Raw genomic sequence first — 17,490 nt, 5'->3', positions numbered from 1 at the left:
AAACAATATGATCTTCTTTCCGCAATATAGCCGAACGAACGGTTCGTGTCAAGTCGAGCGCCGTTTTCGTGTCAGGTGCCGCTCCCGCAGTCGTCCTCTAGTTAGTCAATATCGAGGATCTTCCATTCGTCATGGGTACGTTTCGACTTAATGAAAACGTATTGGCTGTTGAATGTCTCTCCCGTCGATACGACATCTTCAGCCCGCGCCAAGGCAACAACCGCTTGCTTTTGCTGCTGAATGCTAATGTCCTCAGTCAGCCTGACGGCCTTCAGCTTAAACTTCGACATTCCGTTGATCGGACTGTCGGTATAAAACAGCTTCATGTATTCGCTTTCGTTTTCTTCATGCAAATATTTTATTCTTTGATTGATCAGCCGGACGATGTCCAGTTCATCTCCCGCGTACGTATCCTCCCGGATATACTCCGCTTCGGCGCTCTTCCCGCTGCCGACAGCGCACGCGGTCAGCAGAAACACGAGACATAGCGCCATCATTGCCTTCTTCATGGCCTGTCCCCCTTGAATGCCTCTGTAAGCTATTTCTCAGCTTTACGTTCCGGCACGGGGTCGAAGCCGCCGGGATGGAACGGATGACATTTGCAGATCCGTTTGGCGGCGAGATACGAGCCTTTAGCCGCGCCGTGCACCTCGATCGCCTCCAGCGCATACGCCGAGCAAGTCGGCAGGAAACGGCAGGTCGGAGGCTTTAGCGGAGAGATGAATTTGCGATACACATGGATCGGCGCCTGCAGCACCCGCCGAGCGACGTTCATCGCGCTTCCGGCGCGGCGCCCGAAGCCGCCTCCTGGCATTCGCCGCAATAGCCGAACACTTCGAATTTGTGCTTGACGACCTTGAAGTCTCCCGGCACGTCCGTCTCCGACATCGGACAGAAGCGAATCGGAAGCGTCTTCTCGCATTGCAGACAAATCATATGATGATGATGGTGCTGCTCCTCGCAGCTCAGCTTGAATTTGACACCGTCCTCGAACACAACCTGTTCCACAACGTCCATATCCAGCAGCAGCCGCAAATTTCGGTAGACCGTATCGAAGCTGAGCCCCGGGTATACCCTCTGCATATGCTCGTACACTTCTTTAGGCGTCAAGTAGCCGGAGGCTCCGTCGAACAGCCGGACCATCGTCTTGCGCTGTTCGGTGATACGAAGTCCGTTCCGGGACATCCTCTGCATAATGTGCTCAGTCGTACTCACGAGATAACCTCCCGCAAAGCTTTTTCTTATAATCGAACACCTACTCTTACTATGCAGGAAACCTGGGCTCTCGTCAAACCGCACAAGATGTGGGCGAGCCCTTAGGCCTTTGAACAGGCAACGCGCGATGGATGCCGTATAATGTACAACATCCCATGGAAGGAGAATGATCTAAGTGTCCGATCATCCGAAATGCAATAGCAAAGCCGTCTTCGATCCTCCGCAAACGGTGTACGAAGATTACTACCATCCGCAGCATGTCGACGTTATTCATCAAATCCAAGTCATTAGACGTCATCACTGCGTCCCGTGCTATCACCATAAGACCAGCGTATCCGTCAAAGACGTATATTGCGGAGACTTCGAAGGCGGTAACGGCCGCGAAGGCAGCGCCACTACGTCCAGTTGGAGAAACAAACGCCGCTAAACCTGCCCTGATCGCCGGCCTCCCCGATCGCGCCTCCGCGGTCGGGCGGGCTCCTTTATTCAGACAGTCGCTCTGACAGCCCGGAATTATCGCGAAGCTCCGCACAAATCCCCATACCAAAGAAGCCGCCCTGCCTTTCATTCGGCGCGAGCGGCTCGTACTTCCTCGTTTAAGAAGAAAACCACGTATTGACCACAAGCACCATCGTCACGAAAGAAACCGCAGACAATCCTAAGTAAATGCCTCCCTGGCGCTTCTTCAGTTGAAAAAAGCGCAGCACACCCATGCTCAAGAACGAACCGATCATCGTAATGAAAATGACTCCTGCAATAAACAAGCCGGGCGACACTCCCGACACGTCTGTAATTTCCACTTCCTTGCCCCCTCGCAACGAACTGATCCGAAACTTCCAATGCTAGCTTCCTTTAGAATTATAACGTTTTACGTCTGGATAAACAATTCATATTCGGACTTTTCCGGAGGCCTCCGCTTGAAACGAATGAGAATCTGACGATCCGCTTTCATTACGGCTTTGCCTGTGCGCGGGTAGACGAGCCCCGGAAACCGGATCACGCGTTTCTTGTCTCCCGGCAGTCCGTTGATTTTGAGCCGATCGGAAGTCGCCATCAGTTGCAACGCGCGCAGATCAACCTCCGGCGCCAGTCGAATCGCAACCCTGACATATTTCCCGTCCTGCTTGATTTCCGTCCTTATCGCTGAGCGATCCGGAGCGTTCGTACCGGATTTGGCGTTCTGCAAAATCTGCTTGACATAGTTGTTCATCCAATCGTCATCCCCCGTCCGATCCCAGTTTTCCGCCAGCTTCCAAGGGATATCCTTACCGAGCCACTTCCTAAGCTCCTGCCAATCCGGAAGCGGTCCGCTATTGAAAAAAGATTTCAACGCCTTCTCCCCCCTGCCCGATAGTCCGATAACCGGGCCAGCGCCCAGACACCTTCCTTCAGCATATGAGAGCGAAGTCTCGCTCGTTCCCGCCCGTCTTGGGAGAACCTCTGGGCTACTGCCTTCATACACTGTTTAAGAGCCTACAGCGAAGGAGGCGTTATGCCCATGCCCTGCATCGTCGGCAATGTCAAAATCCTGAGCATCGGCAGCAGCGGCGTCGTGCAATTCGGCGACGCGATTCAAATCACTCCTTCTAGCACGAACAAAACTTACGCAGGAGCCGGCTCTTTTCTGACAGGGGATCTACCGCGCACCAATAACGCCATCAGCGCCACGAACACGAACGATCCCGACGTGGAGGATTCCAGCGAAAACACCATCGGCGGGAACTCGGGGGTTATCTGACATGAACTGGAACGTGCAGCAGACGATAACGATCGGCCAGCTCCGAATAGATGGCATTACCAACTCCTCCGTCCTGCAGATCGGAAGCGCGGGGAGCATTCAAGCTCTATCGCAGCTCTACAATACCGGCGGATTTACCGAGCCCGCTCCAGAACTGAAAGAAGATCTCAACGCATTATCGCTGGTGCCTTTGCCGAATCCGAGATAGAGAGGGGCAGTGATTGATGCAGCAGCAACGACCGAATGTATGGGACGGCGTCTATCAATCGACGCAACCCGCGCTTTATCCGAATGCCCCGCAGACAGCGGGAACGGCTCCGAACTTCTGGTCCGAATTAGCCCAGCGCTTATACCAGGCCGAACTCTCGCTCAAACAGATGTCGGAGCAAATCGCTTCGATGCAGAAACAACTGGATGAAATAAAGAGCAAACCCCCTCTGCACGTCGAGTATCATTTCGACCAATTAAAAGTCAACCGTCTGGAAGGAACGCTGAACGTAGGAATTTCCCCGCAGGGCATCCCCGGCCTCGAATCTCTGGAGACGCCCAACTTCGTCGGGTGGAAGGCCGCGGAAGGAAGCGCCGACGAGGCGCTTCAACCGATGCGGCAGCTTCAGCAGGAGATCGCGGCGTACATGGACAGGGAAGCATACGTCGACCTGACCGAGCTGGAGCGACAGCTTGGAGTCTCCCTGAACGAGGAGCATCGCAGGAGAATTGTCGCGGACGTTAAGCGGCAGTTGGACGAACGCGTGCACTATTATGTCCGTTCCGAAGCATACCCGGCTTCTGGAACGGAAGAAGAGAAACGAAAATGGCGGGATACCGTCAAAGAGAAAACGATGCGAGACGTCCAGGGCGCTTTTACCGCGTACTTGAACAAGCAACAGCAGCTTCAGCAATCCCATACAAGGAGGTGAGAGAGCTTGTCGTCGCCGCTGTCTCTTCATGTTACCAACGGTCCCGTATCCGTCGGGTGCATTAATCTTGTCGGAGTATCCAGCTCGTCGGCGCTGCTGCTCGGCGATACCGAGTCGATTACGCTGTACTCCTACTTCGATACGCCGCCGGAGTCGGTTATCGTCTCGCCGTTAGCGCCGCTTCCGCTGCCCGAAGAAGAGGAGGGAGAAAATGAATCATGACTGCAGAAGTACAGTTCTGTTCTCTCTCTTCGTGAACACCGTCAGTTCGTCGGGAATCGTACAGCTCGGGGACGGAGACAACACCGATATGACTTCGCAGGCGCTTGCCGTGCAGCGGGCCGTCGCGAACGTTCAGAAGGACGAGTTTTTCTTTGAGTCATACCCTATTTTTTATTTGCCGAAGCTTGTTCCGGGAGTCCAAGATCCCGTGCGCTTTACGAGCGACTCGCCTTTCCCCGTCCTTCGCGTCGGCTGCATTTACTCGCTCGGCGTATCCAGCTCCTCCACGCTCCGCGTCGGCTGCAGCGGCCCGGTTCAAGGAATTTCCCGGATCAAGCACATTCGGAATTTTAATCAACCCGGGCAAGAGCCGGAACTATAGAGAATATTCGTCCTGACGGTACAAACGTCCAAGATTCCGCATGTCCCCCGTCATATGCTGACATTGTGATTCGCCATCACAAACCTATGAGTACGGGAGGGTTTAACAATGAGTTATCCGGTAGCAGGTGCAGCAGGCTGCGGTTGCGGGCCGACTCACGGCGGCCAATTCGGAACGGCTACATTCGCCCTGGTTCTGTTCATTCTGTTGGTCATCATCCTCCGCGCAGGATTTTAATCAAGCGCCGAATAGCAGATTCGTTCCAGAAGCGTTCGCGTGAAACGGATCGTCTCTACCTCAGGGGGCTGTCTCATAAGTGACTTATGAGCAGCCTTGATTTATTTACTCGATAAGGTTTTTAGCGGGGGGTATCCCCCCTCTTTTCATCGAGACTACGAATAAGTCAAAAGAAACCGCCCTTTAGTAAATGGGAGTCGTAACCCATCTAAGAAAGGAACGGTTTCTTTGCACATTCGCTATACCTTGGATCAACTTTTAGGACGGCCCCAAATTGCCAGCGACTCACTCGCAAGTCCGCCCCAGCGGGCATGTCGCTCACATTGATGCTGAAGCAGGCGCAATCCGGCCTAGCTTTAACGCTAATTGAAGCTGCAGCCGATCTTCGGGATCATCGAGGGAAACGCCCAAAATCGCCTGAACTCTCTCCAACCGATAGACAATTGTATTATAGTGGGCGAGCAACCTCTCGGAAGTCAACTTAACGTTCCCGTTGCAGCGGAAAAACATTTCCAGCGTCTCCGCCAGCCTTCCGCTTCCTTTGCGGTCCGCCAATTGCAGCGGCATCCAATACCGCCGGATAAATTGCTCCCGCTCTTCTCCCGAAGGAATCAAATAGAGAAGCGAATAAACGCCTAGCTTATCATAAGCGACGACTTCTGCCGTCAATCCGCATACTTTCGCAACCTGCCGCGCATGTTTCGCCTGCGCCCAACTGCCCTGCAGACTTTCCGGGCGGGAAACGGCCTTTCCCGCATATAGCCTCAACCCGAATGTATCGAGCCGATCTTTCAGCTTTTCCTGCAGTCGGTATAACTCGGACAGCAGAGCGGACTCGCGCTCCGCCTCGGTCGGCTGCCCTTGAGCAACCGGCAGGATGAAGGCTAGATCTTTGCCGACGGTACAGACGAGCATTCCGGGCTCGCATTCCTGCTCCGAGCGAAGAACGCGACGAACCTCCCGAATCCAGCACGCCATACAGCCATCCGAGGGCAATTCGACCAGTACGGCGACGAACGCCAACTCGTTCGGAACGAAGCATTCGTACGCTTCGACCCTTTGTTCCCAATCGGTCTCCTTACCCTCATGATCGGCTGTGTCAGCAATTCCGCTACCGTGAACGGCGATTCTCCCTCCCATGCGACCGATATCCATTTCATTGCACGGCATGATGGTCATGAACCAGCCTCCCTCAACAAAATGCCAATTAAGATGACACAAACAACCTATCTCACATTAAAAACAGACCCAACACCTTATTATGTCATATATAATAACACATAAACAGAAGCATTTTCACTTAAAATTGTTAAAAATCTAATGATCACAGCTAAAATCGTCCATTATTTTGCGATCTCCGCTTATTTAAAGTAACGTTACTTAACATCAAATGCTTGATGACCCCTCTCTCCCCTAACAATGAGCGCTCAAGATATAAAAATAAGGCGCCCCCAAGTCGTCTTGTAACGACTTAAGGACGCCCTCCGTCTTAAGAAGCGCTGCGCGATTTACGCGCGGGTCGACTGCCCGCATGCCGGGCAAAAATGACTATCCGCGTAAAGCGGAGTACCGCAGCTATGGCAAATCTGCCGTTGGTCTGCACGCGGCGACTCAGCGTCTCCCTCTAACGCCGCATTCGGCTCATCCGTCTCTACAGACGTTTCAGACTCATCCGGTACGTGGAGATCGACCTGGATCGGCTCTTTATCAATGACCGGCGGAGGAAAAGCGTGGCCGCAGGAAGGGCAAAATTTCGTTTCATCGGACACCCGCTTGCCGCAGGACGGACAATCCTTCTCGTTGCGAATCTCCTTGATTCTGGCATCTAGCCCCGCGATCTCCTCGCGAATTGCGGAAATCTCCTCGCACTTCGGCTTAACCTGCTCCTCGGTAACGGACACATCGTTCGCCAAGTAAGCGTCGTATACAACTTCGCCGATAGCAGCGTACAATTTATCGATATCCTTGCGCTTGCCGGAAATTTGATTGTTCAGCTTGGTGATTTCCACGGTCTGCTGCGCCTTCTCCGTTGCCGTCGTAACCCCTTTGCTGACCGAATCCGTAATTTTTTTGAAAAAGCTCATCCCAATCTCTCCTCCCTATGCCTTGCATAAGTTGAAACCCATGTAATGAAGTAGCTCATTTCATTATTTTATCTCATACTTCGACAATTTTACAGGGTTCCGCGCACTTATTCAAACCTATGCCGCAACCGCGCCGATCAATGACAAAGAAGCATGGCTCTCCCCCGCCTTACGGCGAGAAAATGCGCATGCTCCCATAGCCAGCGATCAGGTTTATCGGTCCAGCTTCACAATCCATAAATCCCGGCCGGCCAGCTCCGCAGCTTCGCTCAGATTGCGTCCGCTCAACATGTCCACACCCGACTGTACTCCCAAGGCTACCGATACAGCCTCGGCATTATGGTTCAGGACGAACAGATAACTCGTTCCGCCTTTCTCGCGAACCGTCGTCTCGACGCCCTCCGGAGCGGAGGCGACAAGCGGCGCGATACCGCGAGAGGCGCACAGCTTAGGCAGCCAATCCTGCAGGAACGCCGCCTCCGGACTTGTAGCCAAATACCAGGCTTCCCCGTTTCCGAAACGGTTGACTGTCAACGCCGGCATGCCCGCGTAGAAATCTTCCCCATACTCGGCGACAACCTCGGCCCCCTCCGAATGAATGAGATCGCAGAGCATTCCGCAAGCATACGAGGTCTGGAGGCCATCCCCCGGATTTCGGACGACGATCGTATTGCTCTGGCTCGGCAGCAGCGCGTCAATTTCCTCGGCCCAGATGCCCAGCAGCTTGCGCAGCTCTCCCGGATACCCCCCGAGCGTGACCAGATCGCTCTCGTTCACGATACCGCTGAAGAATGTCGTGACGAAGGTCCCTCCGGCCGACACATACTCCTCAAGCTTCTGCGCGATTCCCGGCTTGATCATATACAGCACCGGTGCGATAACGAGGTCGTATCCGCTCAAGTCGGCCTCCAACGAGACGACATCGGCCGCAATGTTCGCTTTGTACAGCGCGTCGTAAGCTTTATGCAGCTCTTCGACATACTTTAACGCAACGGTTGGACCGCTGGACAGTTCGACGGCCCACCAGTTGTCCCAGTCGAACAGAATCGCCACCTTCGCCTTCACGCGCGAGTCCAGCAAAGCGTCTCCCAGCTCGAACAGCTCCCGCCCAAGCTCCGCGCACTCCTTGAACACCCGTGTATGCTCGTGGCCGACGTGTTCGATGACCGCGCCATGATACTTCTCGCACGCACCGATCGAGCGCCGCAGCTGGAAGAACATGACCGTGTCCGCGCCGCGCGCCACCGCTTGGTAGCTCCACAGCCGCATGACGCCGGGACGCTTGAGCGAATTGTAAGGCTGCCAGTTCTGCTGGCTCGGCGTCTGCTCCATCAGCATAAACGGCTGGCCGTCCTTCAGCCCGCGCATCAGGTCGTGCATCATCGCCGTATAGCTGTGCGGCGTATCGAGGCCCGGATAGTTGTCCCACGAGACAACGTCCAGCTCCTTCGCCCACTTGTGGTAATCCAGCTCCTTAAAGGCGCCCATTAAATTCGTCGTCGCCGGAATGTCGGGCGTATGCTTTTTGACTGCGTCGTATTCCAGCTTATAGCATTCCAGCAGACTGTCCGACTGGAAGCGGCAATAATCCAGGGAAATCCCCTGGAAGCTGGTCGCCGTCCGCCCGTTCGGGCCGCGCCATTCCTCGCTGAGCGAGCTTGGCGGAACAATGTCCTCCCAATCGTAAAATTGATGACCCCAGAAAGCCGTGTTCCACGCCCGGTTGACTCTCTCCAGCGACCCGTACCGCTTGCGCAGCCACTCGCGAAAAGCCGCCGCGCAATTGTCGCAGTAGCAGTATCCGCCGTATTCATTGGAAATGTGCCAAATTAGCAATCCCGGATGATCCTTGTAGCGCTCTGCCAGCTTATCCGCCATCCGCACCGAGTATTTCCGGTAGGTCGGACTGTTCGGACAGGAATTGTGGCGGCCGCCGAATTTGCGCTTGCGCCCGTCGAAATCGACTCTTAGCACGTCGGGATATTTTCTGGCCATCCAAGCCGGATGAGCCGCCGTGCTCGTCGCCAGACAGACGCCGACGCCGTCCGCGTGCAGCTTGTCCATCATCTCGTCCAGCCAGCCGAACTCGTACGCATCCTCGTCGGGCTGATTGCGCGCCCATGCAAACACGTTAAGCGTCGCAACGTCGATGCCGGCCAGCTTAAACATTCTCAGATCCTCGTCCCAGACCGGCTTCTCCCATTGATCCGGGTTGTAATCTCCTCCGTACCATATTTTCGGCTTCCGTTCATTGATCATGGAAAGCACCTCATCATATTGTAAAATGTCGTTTATCATTAAATTATATAAGCAATATTTATCCTTATCCTATATAATAAAATGGTTTAGTCATATAAGAATATGGAGGTTGTTTCAGAGTGATACGACGAGTCGTCCCGCCCGTACCGACGGATGCGCTGCCGCTGCAGATGGAAACGATCGGCATCAACACCGAGCAGGAGCCGATTCAACGGCCCCGCGGTTATCCCTGCTACCACTGGCTGCTTACGCTCGAAGGAGAAGGGGAGCTGCGGGCCGAAGGACGGAGCTTTAAGCTTCCCGAACGGTCCGGCATTTTGCTGCCTCCGGGGAGACGCCATTTCTATTCCGCCAAAAGCCCTCTATGGAAAACGTCTTACGTCACATTCACGGGAACGCTGGCCGACGGACTTGTCTCTGAGCTGATCGGAGCGCTTCCCGGCAAAATCCAATGGGATGGCGACGACAACGCGATCACGGAACAAGTGGACAGCATGCTAAGGCTGGCGGAATCGGGTGTCGACGCGTCGGGCTGGCAGAGCTCGGCGGAGCTGTATCGATTTCTGACGCTGCTGCGAACAAATGGCAGAAGCAACCACCTCCCTTCCCTGAACCGGCGCTTAGAGAAAGTGCAGGACCTGCTGCAGTGGCTGGAAAAAGAATACGCCAACCCCGACTTGGGGCTGGCGGCTATGGCGGAGAGATTGGGCATCGGCGAGCGGCAGCTGAATGAGAGGTTCCGCCAATCGTTCGGCCAGACCGCTTACGCCTACCTCATCCAGCTCCGCCTGCGCAAAGCGAAGGAATGGCTGCCCTCCCGCCCCGATTGGAGCGTGCGCCGGATCGGCGAGGCGGTCGGCTTTCGCGATCCGAGCCATTTTGTCGCTACTTTCAGGCAGAAGGAGGGGCTGACGCCCGAGCAGTATCGCAGGCTTCACGGCCCTTCTCCTGTCGTTGCGAACGATGAGGAGGATCTCCGGCTCCATCCGAGAAATAGCGATACGTAGACGATCAGAATCAGCGTCCCGAACAACAGCGTAAATCCGACCGCCTGCCTGTTGATCCCCTCTAATACGCCTTCAAGCAACCGGAACGGGCTGAACAGCACGTCCCAGCTGTTCAGTCGGACGATTCTGCCCAGATAGACGCCGAAGCCGCCTAGGAAGGATACAGTCAGAATGAATATCCATCCTGTCAGCAGCCCGAAGTAATGATTGACAAGCTCATGGAAGTGCCGCATCGACAAATAACCAAGCAACAGCCCGCACCAGGAAAACAGAAAAAACAAAACGAGATCGTACCACAGCAGCAAGCCGTCCTTATCGTAGCGAATGTAGTAGGTATCGAAGATCAGATGGATAAAATCGGTCGTCAAGTAGGGCGCATTCGGATACAGGAGCAGCCAGGCGACGCCGAGCACGATCAGTCCGGCTCCAAGCATCGCTCCCCGGGCGACGCGAACGAACGTCAAGGCGGTCATCGATACGATCAACGGAAGCCAGGCCAGAAACAAATTCCACAACAGAAACCGGTACTGCACATCCTCCATACGCATCGTCCTAATGGCGATTAACACCGCGCATAAGACCGACGTCGCCGCCAACGCGTAAAACAGCGGTTCGACGATCTCCGGAGCGACTCTCGTTTTTCTCGTTTTCTCCACTTTGCTCCTCCTTGCCGAATCCCTCGATTCGCTTTCTTCATAATTACACTAAAAAACCTTGAAGGATTCAAGTCCCTCAAGGTTTGGATGAGAACCGCTCTATTGTTTGCGGGTTAGAACGTCTGCCAATAGATCCACCTGCTTCATCGCGAAGATCGGATCGTTAAACAAAAATTGATCGAAGTCGATTCGATAGACACGATTGTTTTTAACGGCGTCGAGGGATTTCCACAGCCCGCTGTCCAGCAGTTGGCCAACGGCATCCTCTGCGCTGGCATCGGAAGCCAAAATGAGATGGTCGCCTGCAAAGTCCGGTATCGCTTCACGCCAAGAACGAGCAATTCCGGCAAATAGCCGTCGGTCACAATTTTTACGGGATGCGTCGGAATTTCGATCTCCCCCAGAGGCGCGGCCACTTTCTTCGTAGTCGCTTCGGCTTCAGCACTCTCGCTTGGAGCCGCAGAGGATGCAACCGGCGTCGCTTGCTCCGAAGCCGGCGTCGAAGTGCCGCATGCCATGACGAATAACGCAACCAACATCAAACCTATCATCTGTTTGCAGCGAAGATCGTATGTTCGATCGCCCAACTTCACCTGCACGTCGTCGGTCGGAATAAGCAGCGCTAGCGAATTCGAAATAACGCGAAGGGGATAATCATGTCCCGTCACAAGCTTTGCTTCGATCAGTTCGTATAAAAATGGAATCATGGTTCCTCCGTAGACGCTTCGATAAGTTAGGGCGTGTATGCATACTCCGAGGACAGTAGATTTGGCCGAATTTTCGTTCCATGCAAGGAACTTTTGTGAAGGCGTACCGGAGGTACGTCAAGCAAAAGTGACGCAGCAGGGGGCGAAAAGGCGGTGAAAGCTGCCCCCGAGCGGGTTTGCATACACGCCCTAGCCTACCTTCCCTCACTGAATCGCGAAAAAACCGATACCTAAGGCGAACAGCGGCTCACGCCTTCCATTCTACCAAGGATCGGCTTCTTTTCGTAATACATATTCCTTCGCTTGCGTTTTATCCACCTGTAGCGGCCGCGTTCAGCCGCTCCAGCTTACGTACGTATTTACACACAGTCGCCACATAGGTGGCGTGCGACCAGGTAAGCGGAGCGACCGACAACGGCTCGCCCGTCTCCGGATGAAGCTGCTCCGGCAGATTGCCGCCAGCGAGCGCGAAGCCCGCGACCTTCTCTAGCGTGCGGCGCGGCTCCCCCAGCGCTGCAGGGTCTTGGGCCGTCTCGATCTGGAAGTTCGCGACCCACAGCGTACAGATGATCCACGGGTTTCCCGGAATCCGCTCGATGTCGTCCGATTGGCGGAAATAGTAGTCGTTCGTATAGCGAGCGATACCGCCGATGGAGGTGTTGATCCGCAGCTTCTCCGAGATCGCCTGCATCGTCTTGGCGACCCGGTCGTTGTCCGCCGGGAATACGCCGAACTCGAACAGGCCGAACAGGCTGCTCTCCACCGTCATATCCTTCACCCATTGGCCGTCCTGCTGTACAAGCCCTCGCGCGTACCGTCCCGCCTCTTCGTCCCACAGCCGCTCTTCGATGCCGCGCTTGATGCGCTCGGCAACCTCGCGATAATGATCGCTGCGGTCGTAGTCCCCGAACAGGTCGGCGAAATAAGCAGCCGCCATCAGGCCTCCGTATACCGAAGCAACCGTATACGTCCAGATGCCGTAGCGCTCCTCCCACAGATCGTAGCTCGGCTTCGGCAAATCCAGCTCCGGCTCCATGTAGTCGCATAGGAAGGCGGAGGCTTTGCGGATCAGCGTGCTGTACAACGACTGCGCGAGCTCGATCTCACCGTGTCGCGCGTAATCCTTCCAGAGCGCGTACAGCACAAGTCCCGTCTCGTCCTCTTGAATCGGCAGTCGCGGAACTCCGTTCACGACATAAGGGTGCCAGCTTGAACCGACCGTGCCGTCCGGGTTGTACTTATGCTGAAGATAGCCTTCCGGAGACAGGTTGCGCCCGCAGAACTGGAAGAACGGAGCTATCGTCCTGTGGTATCCCGCTAGCGACATTGCGTCCGCGATCAACGCCCCGTCCCGCGGCCACATATAGCTGTAGTGGTCGCGGTTGTATTGCAGGATGTCCGTGTCGTTCGCCGCAATGATGGCGCCGCGCTCGTCGGTCTGCGTCTTGACGATCAGCAGGCTGTGCTTGAATTGGCGGACGACGGCCGTCGGCAAATCGCCAAAGCTGCCGCCGGCCCGCGACAGCCATTGATTCCAGTAGATGACGATGCGGCTGAGCAGCTTCTCCGGATGGCTGTCCTGCACGTATTGATCCAGCCGCTTGACCTCCTCCATGCTCTCGCCCACAGACATCCAATAATAGATCGTGCGCTCGCTGCCGACCGGAACCGACGTGCGGAAGCTGATCGTACTATCGACCGATCCCTGCGCGATCGCGTTGCCCATCAGCTCTCCGTCCTCGGCGTCCCTCCACGTTCCCTCTGCGGAGTGAAACCTTTTGATGCCGGTGGAAAACTGGTAGATGCCGCCCTGATCCGAACGGCCGTTAAACATGAAGTACGACGATCTCTTATAGTGAAAAACGGTGCGGTTGCTCGGATAAAACGCGGCGGTATCCCCGACCTCGTTGCCGTCGATCATCAGGTCATGGTGGAAAAACACCCGGACATCCCGTTCGTACTCCCGCAAATTCCGCACAACGACGCGTTTTAAGTAAATGCTCTCCCTTTGGTGTATGCCGTCGTTAAGCTGCAGCTCCAGTCCCAGCCGCTCGTGGCGGGCCGTGACGTTCGTGACAAGCGAGTCTTCGACGTAGCCGAGCTCGATGCTCCACTCCGGATCGTCCAGCCAGGCGAACAGGCCGTCGCACCATACGCCAAACCGGCAGGCGTGTCCGCCGACGTGATTAAGCTGTCCCACATACGGAAAATAAACGTCCCGAATGAAGCAGCGATTATCCAGATTAACGAGCATTTTTCCATTTCCGATGACCAGATGACGTGCCATGCTATCCTCTCCCTCTTAGCTGACAAGCTCGCGATATAATTTGCAATAAAGTTCAGCAGATGACTCCCATCCGTAATCGTTCTTGGCGCCGTTAGCCACGATTCGTTCCCAATGCTCGGCGTCGCCGTAGAACGACAGCGCGCGGCGAATCGTGTACAGCATATCGTGCGCCGTCGGCGGGCCAAACGTAAAACCGTTTCCCGTACCGGTATATTCGTTATACGGCGCAACCGTGTCTTTCAGCCCGCCCGTCTCGCGCACGATCGGCACCGACCGATAACGCAAGGCGATCAGTTGGCTGAGACCGCACGGCTCAAAGCGCGAAGGCATTAGATACAAGTCCGAAGCCGCATAAATCCGTCTCGCCAAGCCTTCGTTAAAGCCGAACCAGATCGCCATCTTGTCCCGGTTGGCGGGCAGCGCGCCGCGGAGCATGTCCTCGATGCCCGGCTCTCCCGAGCCGAGGACGACGAGTTGAATGCGCTCCTTAAGCAGCTCCGACAGCGCCTCTGCGATCAGATCGAAGCCCTTCTGCTGCGTCAATCGCGAGACGATCCCGATCAGCGGCACGCCGACGTCCTCCGGCAAACCCAGCTCGCGCTGCAGCGCGAGCTTGTTCCGGCGCTTCTTCTCGAGCGAGTCGCGGTAATTGACCGCCAGATTAGGATCGGTCATCGGATTGTATACTTCCGTGTCGATGCCGTTCAGAATGCCCCAGAGGTCGTGCGAGCGCTGGCGAATGACGCCGTCCAGCTTCTCTCCGTACTCTTCGAACTGAATCTCCCGGGCGTACGTGAAGCTCACCGTAGACAGCTTGTCCGCAAAGCGCAGCCCCCCCTTCATGCAGCTCGCCGCGCCGTAAAACTCCAGGCTGTCCTCCGTAAAAGAATCGTCGCCGGTCGTCAGCAGCTCCTGCAGCAGCTCGCGGGAAAACACGCCCTGATACTGCAGATTATGAATCGTATATACGGTTCGAATGTTCCGATATCCCGGACGATTCGCGTATCTTGTTTTCAGCAGGAACGGAATCAGCCCTGTCTGCCAGTCGTGGCAGTGCAGAATGTCGGGCATCCGTCCCAGCTTGTCCAGCATTTCCAGCACGGCGACGCTGAAGAAGACGAACCGCTCCGCCTCGTCGCCGTAGCCGTACAGCTGTCCCCGCTTAAAGTAAAATTCGTTGTCGATTAGAAGGAAGCGAACTCCGTCGACGACTACTTCCTGAATGCCGCAATACTGTCTACGCCACCCAAGCTGCACCTCCGTGACGGCGATCGTCTTGGCGGCCTCCGCGATCTCTTGCGGAATCGCCTCGTACTTGGGCAGAACGACCGTCACCTCCGCCCCCAGCTTGGCGAGCGCCTTGGGGAGGGCGCCGACGACGTCGGCCAGCCCTCCGGTTTTGACGAGCGGCATCGCCTCCGACGCCGCGAACATCACTCTCATTCGTCTACCTCCATTGTTTGCTTCGATCGACATGCCCGTTGACTCCCGACGGCTTAAATCACTTTGCGCTTCAACGCGATAAACGGCACTTCCGACGAGCCTCGAAGCTGCACCTGCGGACGGATCTCCACCTCTTTGTCGAGTATGCAGTTTTCCAGCACGCCGTTCTCTCCGATAATGCCGTTCTGCATGACGATGCTGTTGCGAACGACCGCTCCCTTAGCGACTTTAACCCCGCGGAACAGAATGCTGCCCGTTACTTCGCCTTCGATGTCGCAGCCGTTGGCGATGAGCGAATTCGACACGTCCGCCCCGCCTCGATAATGCGTAGGCGGCTCGTCCTTGACTTTCGTATAGATCGAGCCCGGCTTGAAGAACAGCTCCCGCCACACCTCCGGCCGCAGCAGCTCCATGCTGTGCTGATAATAAGCGGCGATGTTGTTAACGACGCCCAGCACTCCTTCATGCATATAGGCGCGAACGTTCAGCTGGTGCAATCTGGTTAGAATCGAATGCCTGACGAAATGATCGCGTCCTTGAGCCAGCGAGGTCTCCACCAGATCGAGCAGCAGCTCCTTGCTGAGCACGTACATCTCCATCGACACAATGTCGCTGTCCAAACGGCCAAAGTGATCCTGCATCTCCACGATTCGTCCCGTGTCGTCCAGCTTCGCTTTGCGAGCGAGGCCCGGCGTCCCCTCCGGCGTCTGTTTGCAGACGACGGTAATATCCGCCCCGGATTCCCGGTGCTGGTCCAACACCTTCGCGAAGTCGACGTTGGACACCATATGACTGCGTGAGATGACGACGTATTCCAGCGGCGTACGGGTAAAGTAATCGCGATTGCGGTAAAAGTGATACAGATCGCCCTTGCCGAAATCGGTCTGGTCATCCATCGACGGCGGAAGCACGAACAGTCCGCTCATCTTGCGATGCAAATCCCAGTTCGCCCCGGAGCCGAGGTGGTCCATCAGCGGACGAAACTTCCGGTGGGCGAATACGGCAACGTTAGGTATGCCGGAATTGACCATGGAGGACAACGCGAAATCAATGAGCCGGTATCTGCCTCCGAACGGCACCGACGCCAGACAGCGATTGGCCGTCAACGCCTCCATCTCGTCCGCTTCGTGAATCAAATTGATGACGCCCATCATTGGCAGCTTCATACCTTTTCAGCCTCCTTGTCGTCTGCCGTCAGGCATATCGTCTCTCCGCTTCCTACAACCGCGATGTCCACTGCATCGACACTGCCGAGCTGGCAGCCGTCTCCGACAATCGCGCCTTCGCCGATGATCGCGCGGATGATTTTCGCATTGCGGCCGACGACCGCTCCCGGCATCAGAATCGAATCCTCGACGAGACTGCCCTCTCCGACGCGTGCGCCGTTAAACAGTACGGAGCGATTAATCGCGCCTTCGACGACGCAGCCTTCGTTGATCAGCGAGCTTTGCACCTTGGCGGACGGCGACACATATTGCGCCGGCTGGTTCGGATTCGAGGTGAAAATGCGCCACGAACGATCGTTTAGCTGCAGCGATGGACGCTCCTCCAGCAAATCCATGTTCGCTTCCCACAAACTGTCGATCGTGCCGACGTCCTTCCAATAATCGTTGAATGTGTAGGAGAACAGCCGCGCGTCTTCCGCAAGCAGAGTCGGAATAATGTCCTTGCCGAAGTCGTTGGACGACTGCGCATTTGCCTCGTCGCGAATCAGCGATTCTTTCAGCACCGACCAGTTGAACATATAGACGCCCATCGACGCCAGGTTGCTCGTCGGATTTTTCGGTTTCTCCGCGAATTCGACGATGCGTCCTTCCTCGTTCACCTTCATGATGCCGAAGCGGCTGGCGTCCACCCACGGCACGCTGATGACGGCAATCGTCGCATCCGCGTTGTTTTTCTTGTGGGCCTCTAGCAGCAGATCGTAATCCATTTTATAAATGTGGTCCCCAGAAATGATCAATACGTATTCGGGATCGTAGCTTTCAAGGAACCCGAGGTTTTGGTAGATGGCATTGGCCGTGCCTTTGTACCAGGTCCCTCCCTTCTGGCGGACGTAAGGAGGCAGAACATGCATCCCTCCGTCGCGCCGGTCGAGCCCCCAAGGAGAGCCGATGCCCAGATGCTGCGTCAGCACGAGAGGCTGGTATTGCGTCAGCACGCCGACCGTTTCGATCCCGGAATGCACGCAGTTGCTGAGCGTAAAATCGATAATGCGGTATTTCCCTCCGAAGGGAACGGCGGGCTTCGCCAGATCTTTCGTGAGAACGCCCAATCGGCGTCCTTCGCCTCCGGCGAGCAGCATGGCGATGCATTCGTTTTTGCGCATGCAC

General features: G+C 55.7%; 22 protein-coding genes. 8 read left to right on the top strand and 14 right to left on the bottom strand.

The window, feature by feature from the left end; genetic code table 11:
* Nucleotides 1–101: 101 nt before the first annotated feature.
* Genes J4772_RS10105 through J4772_RS10095 form a run of 3 tightly spaced genes read right to left on the bottom strand, consistent with a single transcriptional unit; the run spans nt 102 to nt 1,215 of the window.
* Entirely contained in the window at nt 102–509 is a 408-nt protein-coding gene (locus J4772_RS10105; RefSeq protein ID WP_209075123.1) for a hypothetical protein, read from the bottom strand.
* Nucleotides 510–538: 29 nt separating this feature from the next.
* Nucleotides 539–775 carry a membrane protein insertion efficiency factor YidD gene (gene yidD, locus J4772_RS10100; protein ID WP_116058849.1) on the bottom strand — a complete coding sequence of 79 codons (237 nt, stop codon included), beginning with the start codon at nt 773–775 and terminating at the stop codon, nt 539–541.
* Entirely contained in the window at nt 772–1,215 is a 444-nt protein-coding gene (locus J4772_RS10095) for a Fur family transcriptional regulator (protein WP_116058848.1), read from the bottom strand. Before J4772_RS10095 ends, yidD begins: the two co-directional genes overlap by 4 nt.
* Nucleotides 1,216–1,390: 175 nt before the next feature.
* Here J4772_RS10095 and J4772_RS10090 point away from each other — a divergent pair, with 175 nt between their 5' ends.
* Nucleotides 1,391–1,642 carry a hypothetical protein gene (locus J4772_RS10090; RefSeq protein ID WP_116058847.1) on the top strand — a complete coding sequence of 84 codons (252 nt, stop codon included), beginning with the start codon at nt 1,391–1,393 and terminating at the stop codon, nt 1,640–1,642.
* A gap of 169 nt (nt 1,643–1,811) precedes the next feature.
* On the opposite strand, the gene J4772_RS10085 is transcribed toward J4772_RS10090, so the two are convergent.
* Entirely contained in the window at nt 1,812–2,015 is a 204-nt protein-coding gene (locus J4772_RS10085; protein WP_116058846.1) for a hypothetical protein, read from the bottom strand.
* A 68-nt stretch (nt 2,016–2,083) separates the two neighbouring features.
* Nucleotides 2,084–2,545, bottom strand: coding sequence for a hypothetical protein (locus J4772_RS10080; protein ID WP_209075122.1), 462 nt, complete (start codon nt 2,543–2,545; stop codon nt 2,084–2,086).
* Between the two features lie 168 nt (nt 2,546–2,713).
* Here J4772_RS10080 and J4772_RS10075 point away from each other — a divergent pair, with 168 nt between their 5' ends.
* From J4772_RS10075 to J4772_RS10050, 6 genes are all read left to right on the top strand, one after another.
* Nucleotides 2,714–2,953, top strand: coding sequence for a spore germination protein (locus J4772_RS10075; protein WP_209075121.1), 240 nt, complete (start codon nt 2,714–2,716; stop codon nt 2,951–2,953).
* 1 nt (nt 2,954) lies between these two features.
* Nucleotides 2,955–3,161 (top strand): spore germination protein GerPB, encoded by a 207-nt coding sequence (locus J4772_RS10070; protein ID WP_209075120.1) that lies wholly within the window; start codon nt 2,955–2,957, stop codon nt 3,159–3,161.
* A 16-nt stretch (nt 3,162–3,177) separates the two neighbouring features.
* Nucleotides 3,178–3,873, top strand: a complete 696-nt coding sequence (gene gerPC / locus J4772_RS10065) for a spore germination protein GerPC (protein WP_209075119.1) — start codon at nt 3,178–3,180, stop codon at nt 3,871–3,873.
* Between the two features lie 6 nt (nt 3,874–3,879).
* The gene (locus J4772_RS10060) at nt 3,880–4,095 is read left to right on the top strand and encodes a spore gernimation protein GerPD (protein WP_281275118.1); all 216 of its coding nucleotides are present in this window, start codon (nt 3,880–3,882) and stop codon (nt 4,093–4,095) included.
* Nucleotides 4,085–4,477, top strand: a complete 393-nt coding sequence (locus tag J4772_RS10055; RefSeq protein ID WP_209075118.1) for a spore germination protein GerPE — start codon at nt 4,085–4,087, stop codon at nt 4,475–4,477. Before J4772_RS10060 ends, J4772_RS10055 begins: the two co-directional genes overlap by 11 nt.
* Nucleotides 4,478–4,585: 108 nt before the next feature.
* Nucleotides 4,586–4,714 (top strand): sporulation protein YjcZ, encoded by a 129-nt coding sequence (locus J4772_RS10050; RefSeq protein ID WP_116058840.1) that lies wholly within the window; start codon nt 4,586–4,588, stop codon nt 4,712–4,714.
* 318 nt (nt 4,715–5,032) lie between these two features.
* On the opposite strand, the gene J4772_RS10045 is transcribed toward J4772_RS10050, so the two are convergent.
* The 3 genes from J4772_RS10045 to J4772_RS10035 form a co-directional block, all read right to left on the bottom strand.
* Nucleotides 5,033–5,893 (bottom strand): PucR family transcriptional regulator, encoded by an 861-nt coding sequence (locus J4772_RS10045; RefSeq protein ID WP_209075117.1) that lies wholly within the window; start codon nt 5,891–5,893, stop codon nt 5,033–5,035.
* A gap of 329 nt (nt 5,894–6,222) precedes the next feature.
* A complete protein-coding gene (locus J4772_RS10040) occupies nt 6,223–6,798 on the bottom strand; it encodes a zinc-ribbon domain-containing protein (protein ID WP_209075116.1) in 576 nt (191 codons plus the stop codon).
* A gap of 213 nt (nt 6,799–7,011) precedes the next feature.
* On the bottom strand, nt 7,012–9,057 hold the full coding sequence (locus tag J4772_RS10035; RefSeq protein ID WP_209075115.1) for a beta-galactosidase: 2,046 nt from the start codon (nt 9,055–9,057) through the stop codon (nt 7,012–7,014).
* A 119-nt stretch (nt 9,058–9,176) separates the two neighbouring features.
* Here J4772_RS10035 and J4772_RS10030 point away from each other — a divergent pair, with 119 nt between their 5' ends.
* A complete protein-coding gene (locus J4772_RS10030; RefSeq protein ID WP_247741069.1) occupies nt 9,177–10,064 on the top strand; it encodes a helix-turn-helix domain-containing protein in 888 nt (295 codons plus the stop codon).
* On the opposite strand, the gene J4772_RS10025 is transcribed toward J4772_RS10030, so the two are convergent.
* From J4772_RS10025 to J4772_RS10000, 6 genes are all read right to left on the bottom strand, one after another.
* Nucleotides 9,992–10,720: a DUF1361 domain-containing protein gene (locus J4772_RS10025; RefSeq protein ID WP_209075114.1), complete on the bottom strand. Its 729-nt coding sequence runs from the start codon at nt 10,718–10,720 to the stop codon at nt 9,992–9,994. The genes J4772_RS10030 and J4772_RS10025 overlap by 73 nt on opposite strands.
* Nucleotides 10,721–10,863: 143 nt before the next feature.
* Entirely contained in the window at nt 10,864–11,427 is a 564-nt protein-coding gene (locus J4772_RS10020; RefSeq protein ID WP_209075113.1) for a hypothetical protein, read from the bottom strand.
* A 310-nt stretch (nt 11,428–11,737) separates the two neighbouring features.
* Nucleotides 11,738–13,714: a glycoside hydrolase family 15 protein gene (locus J4772_RS10015; protein WP_209075112.1), complete on the bottom strand. Its 1,977-nt coding sequence runs from the start codon at nt 13,712–13,714 to the stop codon at nt 11,738–11,740.
* 15 nt (nt 13,715–13,729) lie between these two features.
* Nucleotides 13,730–15,157 carry a glycogen synthase GlgA gene (glgA, locus tag J4772_RS10010; RefSeq protein WP_209075111.1) on the bottom strand — a complete coding sequence of 476 codons (1,428 nt, stop codon included), beginning with the start codon at nt 15,155–15,157 and terminating at the stop codon, nt 13,730–13,732.
* 53 nt (nt 15,158–15,210) lie between these two features.
* The gene (gene glgD / locus J4772_RS10005) at nt 15,211–16,323 is read right to left on the bottom strand and encodes a glucose-1-phosphate adenylyltransferase subunit GlgD (protein ID WP_181917427.1); all 1,113 of its coding nucleotides are present in this window, start codon (nt 16,321–16,323) and stop codon (nt 15,211–15,213) included.
* Entirely contained in the window at nt 16,320–17,486 is a 1,167-nt protein-coding gene (locus J4772_RS10000; protein ID WP_209075110.1) for a glucose-1-phosphate adenylyltransferase, read from the bottom strand. The genes glgD and J4772_RS10000 overlap by 4 nt, the downstream gene beginning before the upstream one ends.
* Nucleotides 17,487–17,490: the final 4 nt, after the last annotated feature.

It is taken from the genome of Cohnella sp. LGH, assembly GCF_017671885.1.
Classification (GTDB): Bacteria; Bacillota; Bacilli; order Paenibacillales; family Paenibacillaceae; genus Cohnella; species Cohnella phaseoli.
Note: the sequence above shows the minus strand (reverse complement) of the source record. Positions and strands in the feature narration are given on the sequence as shown.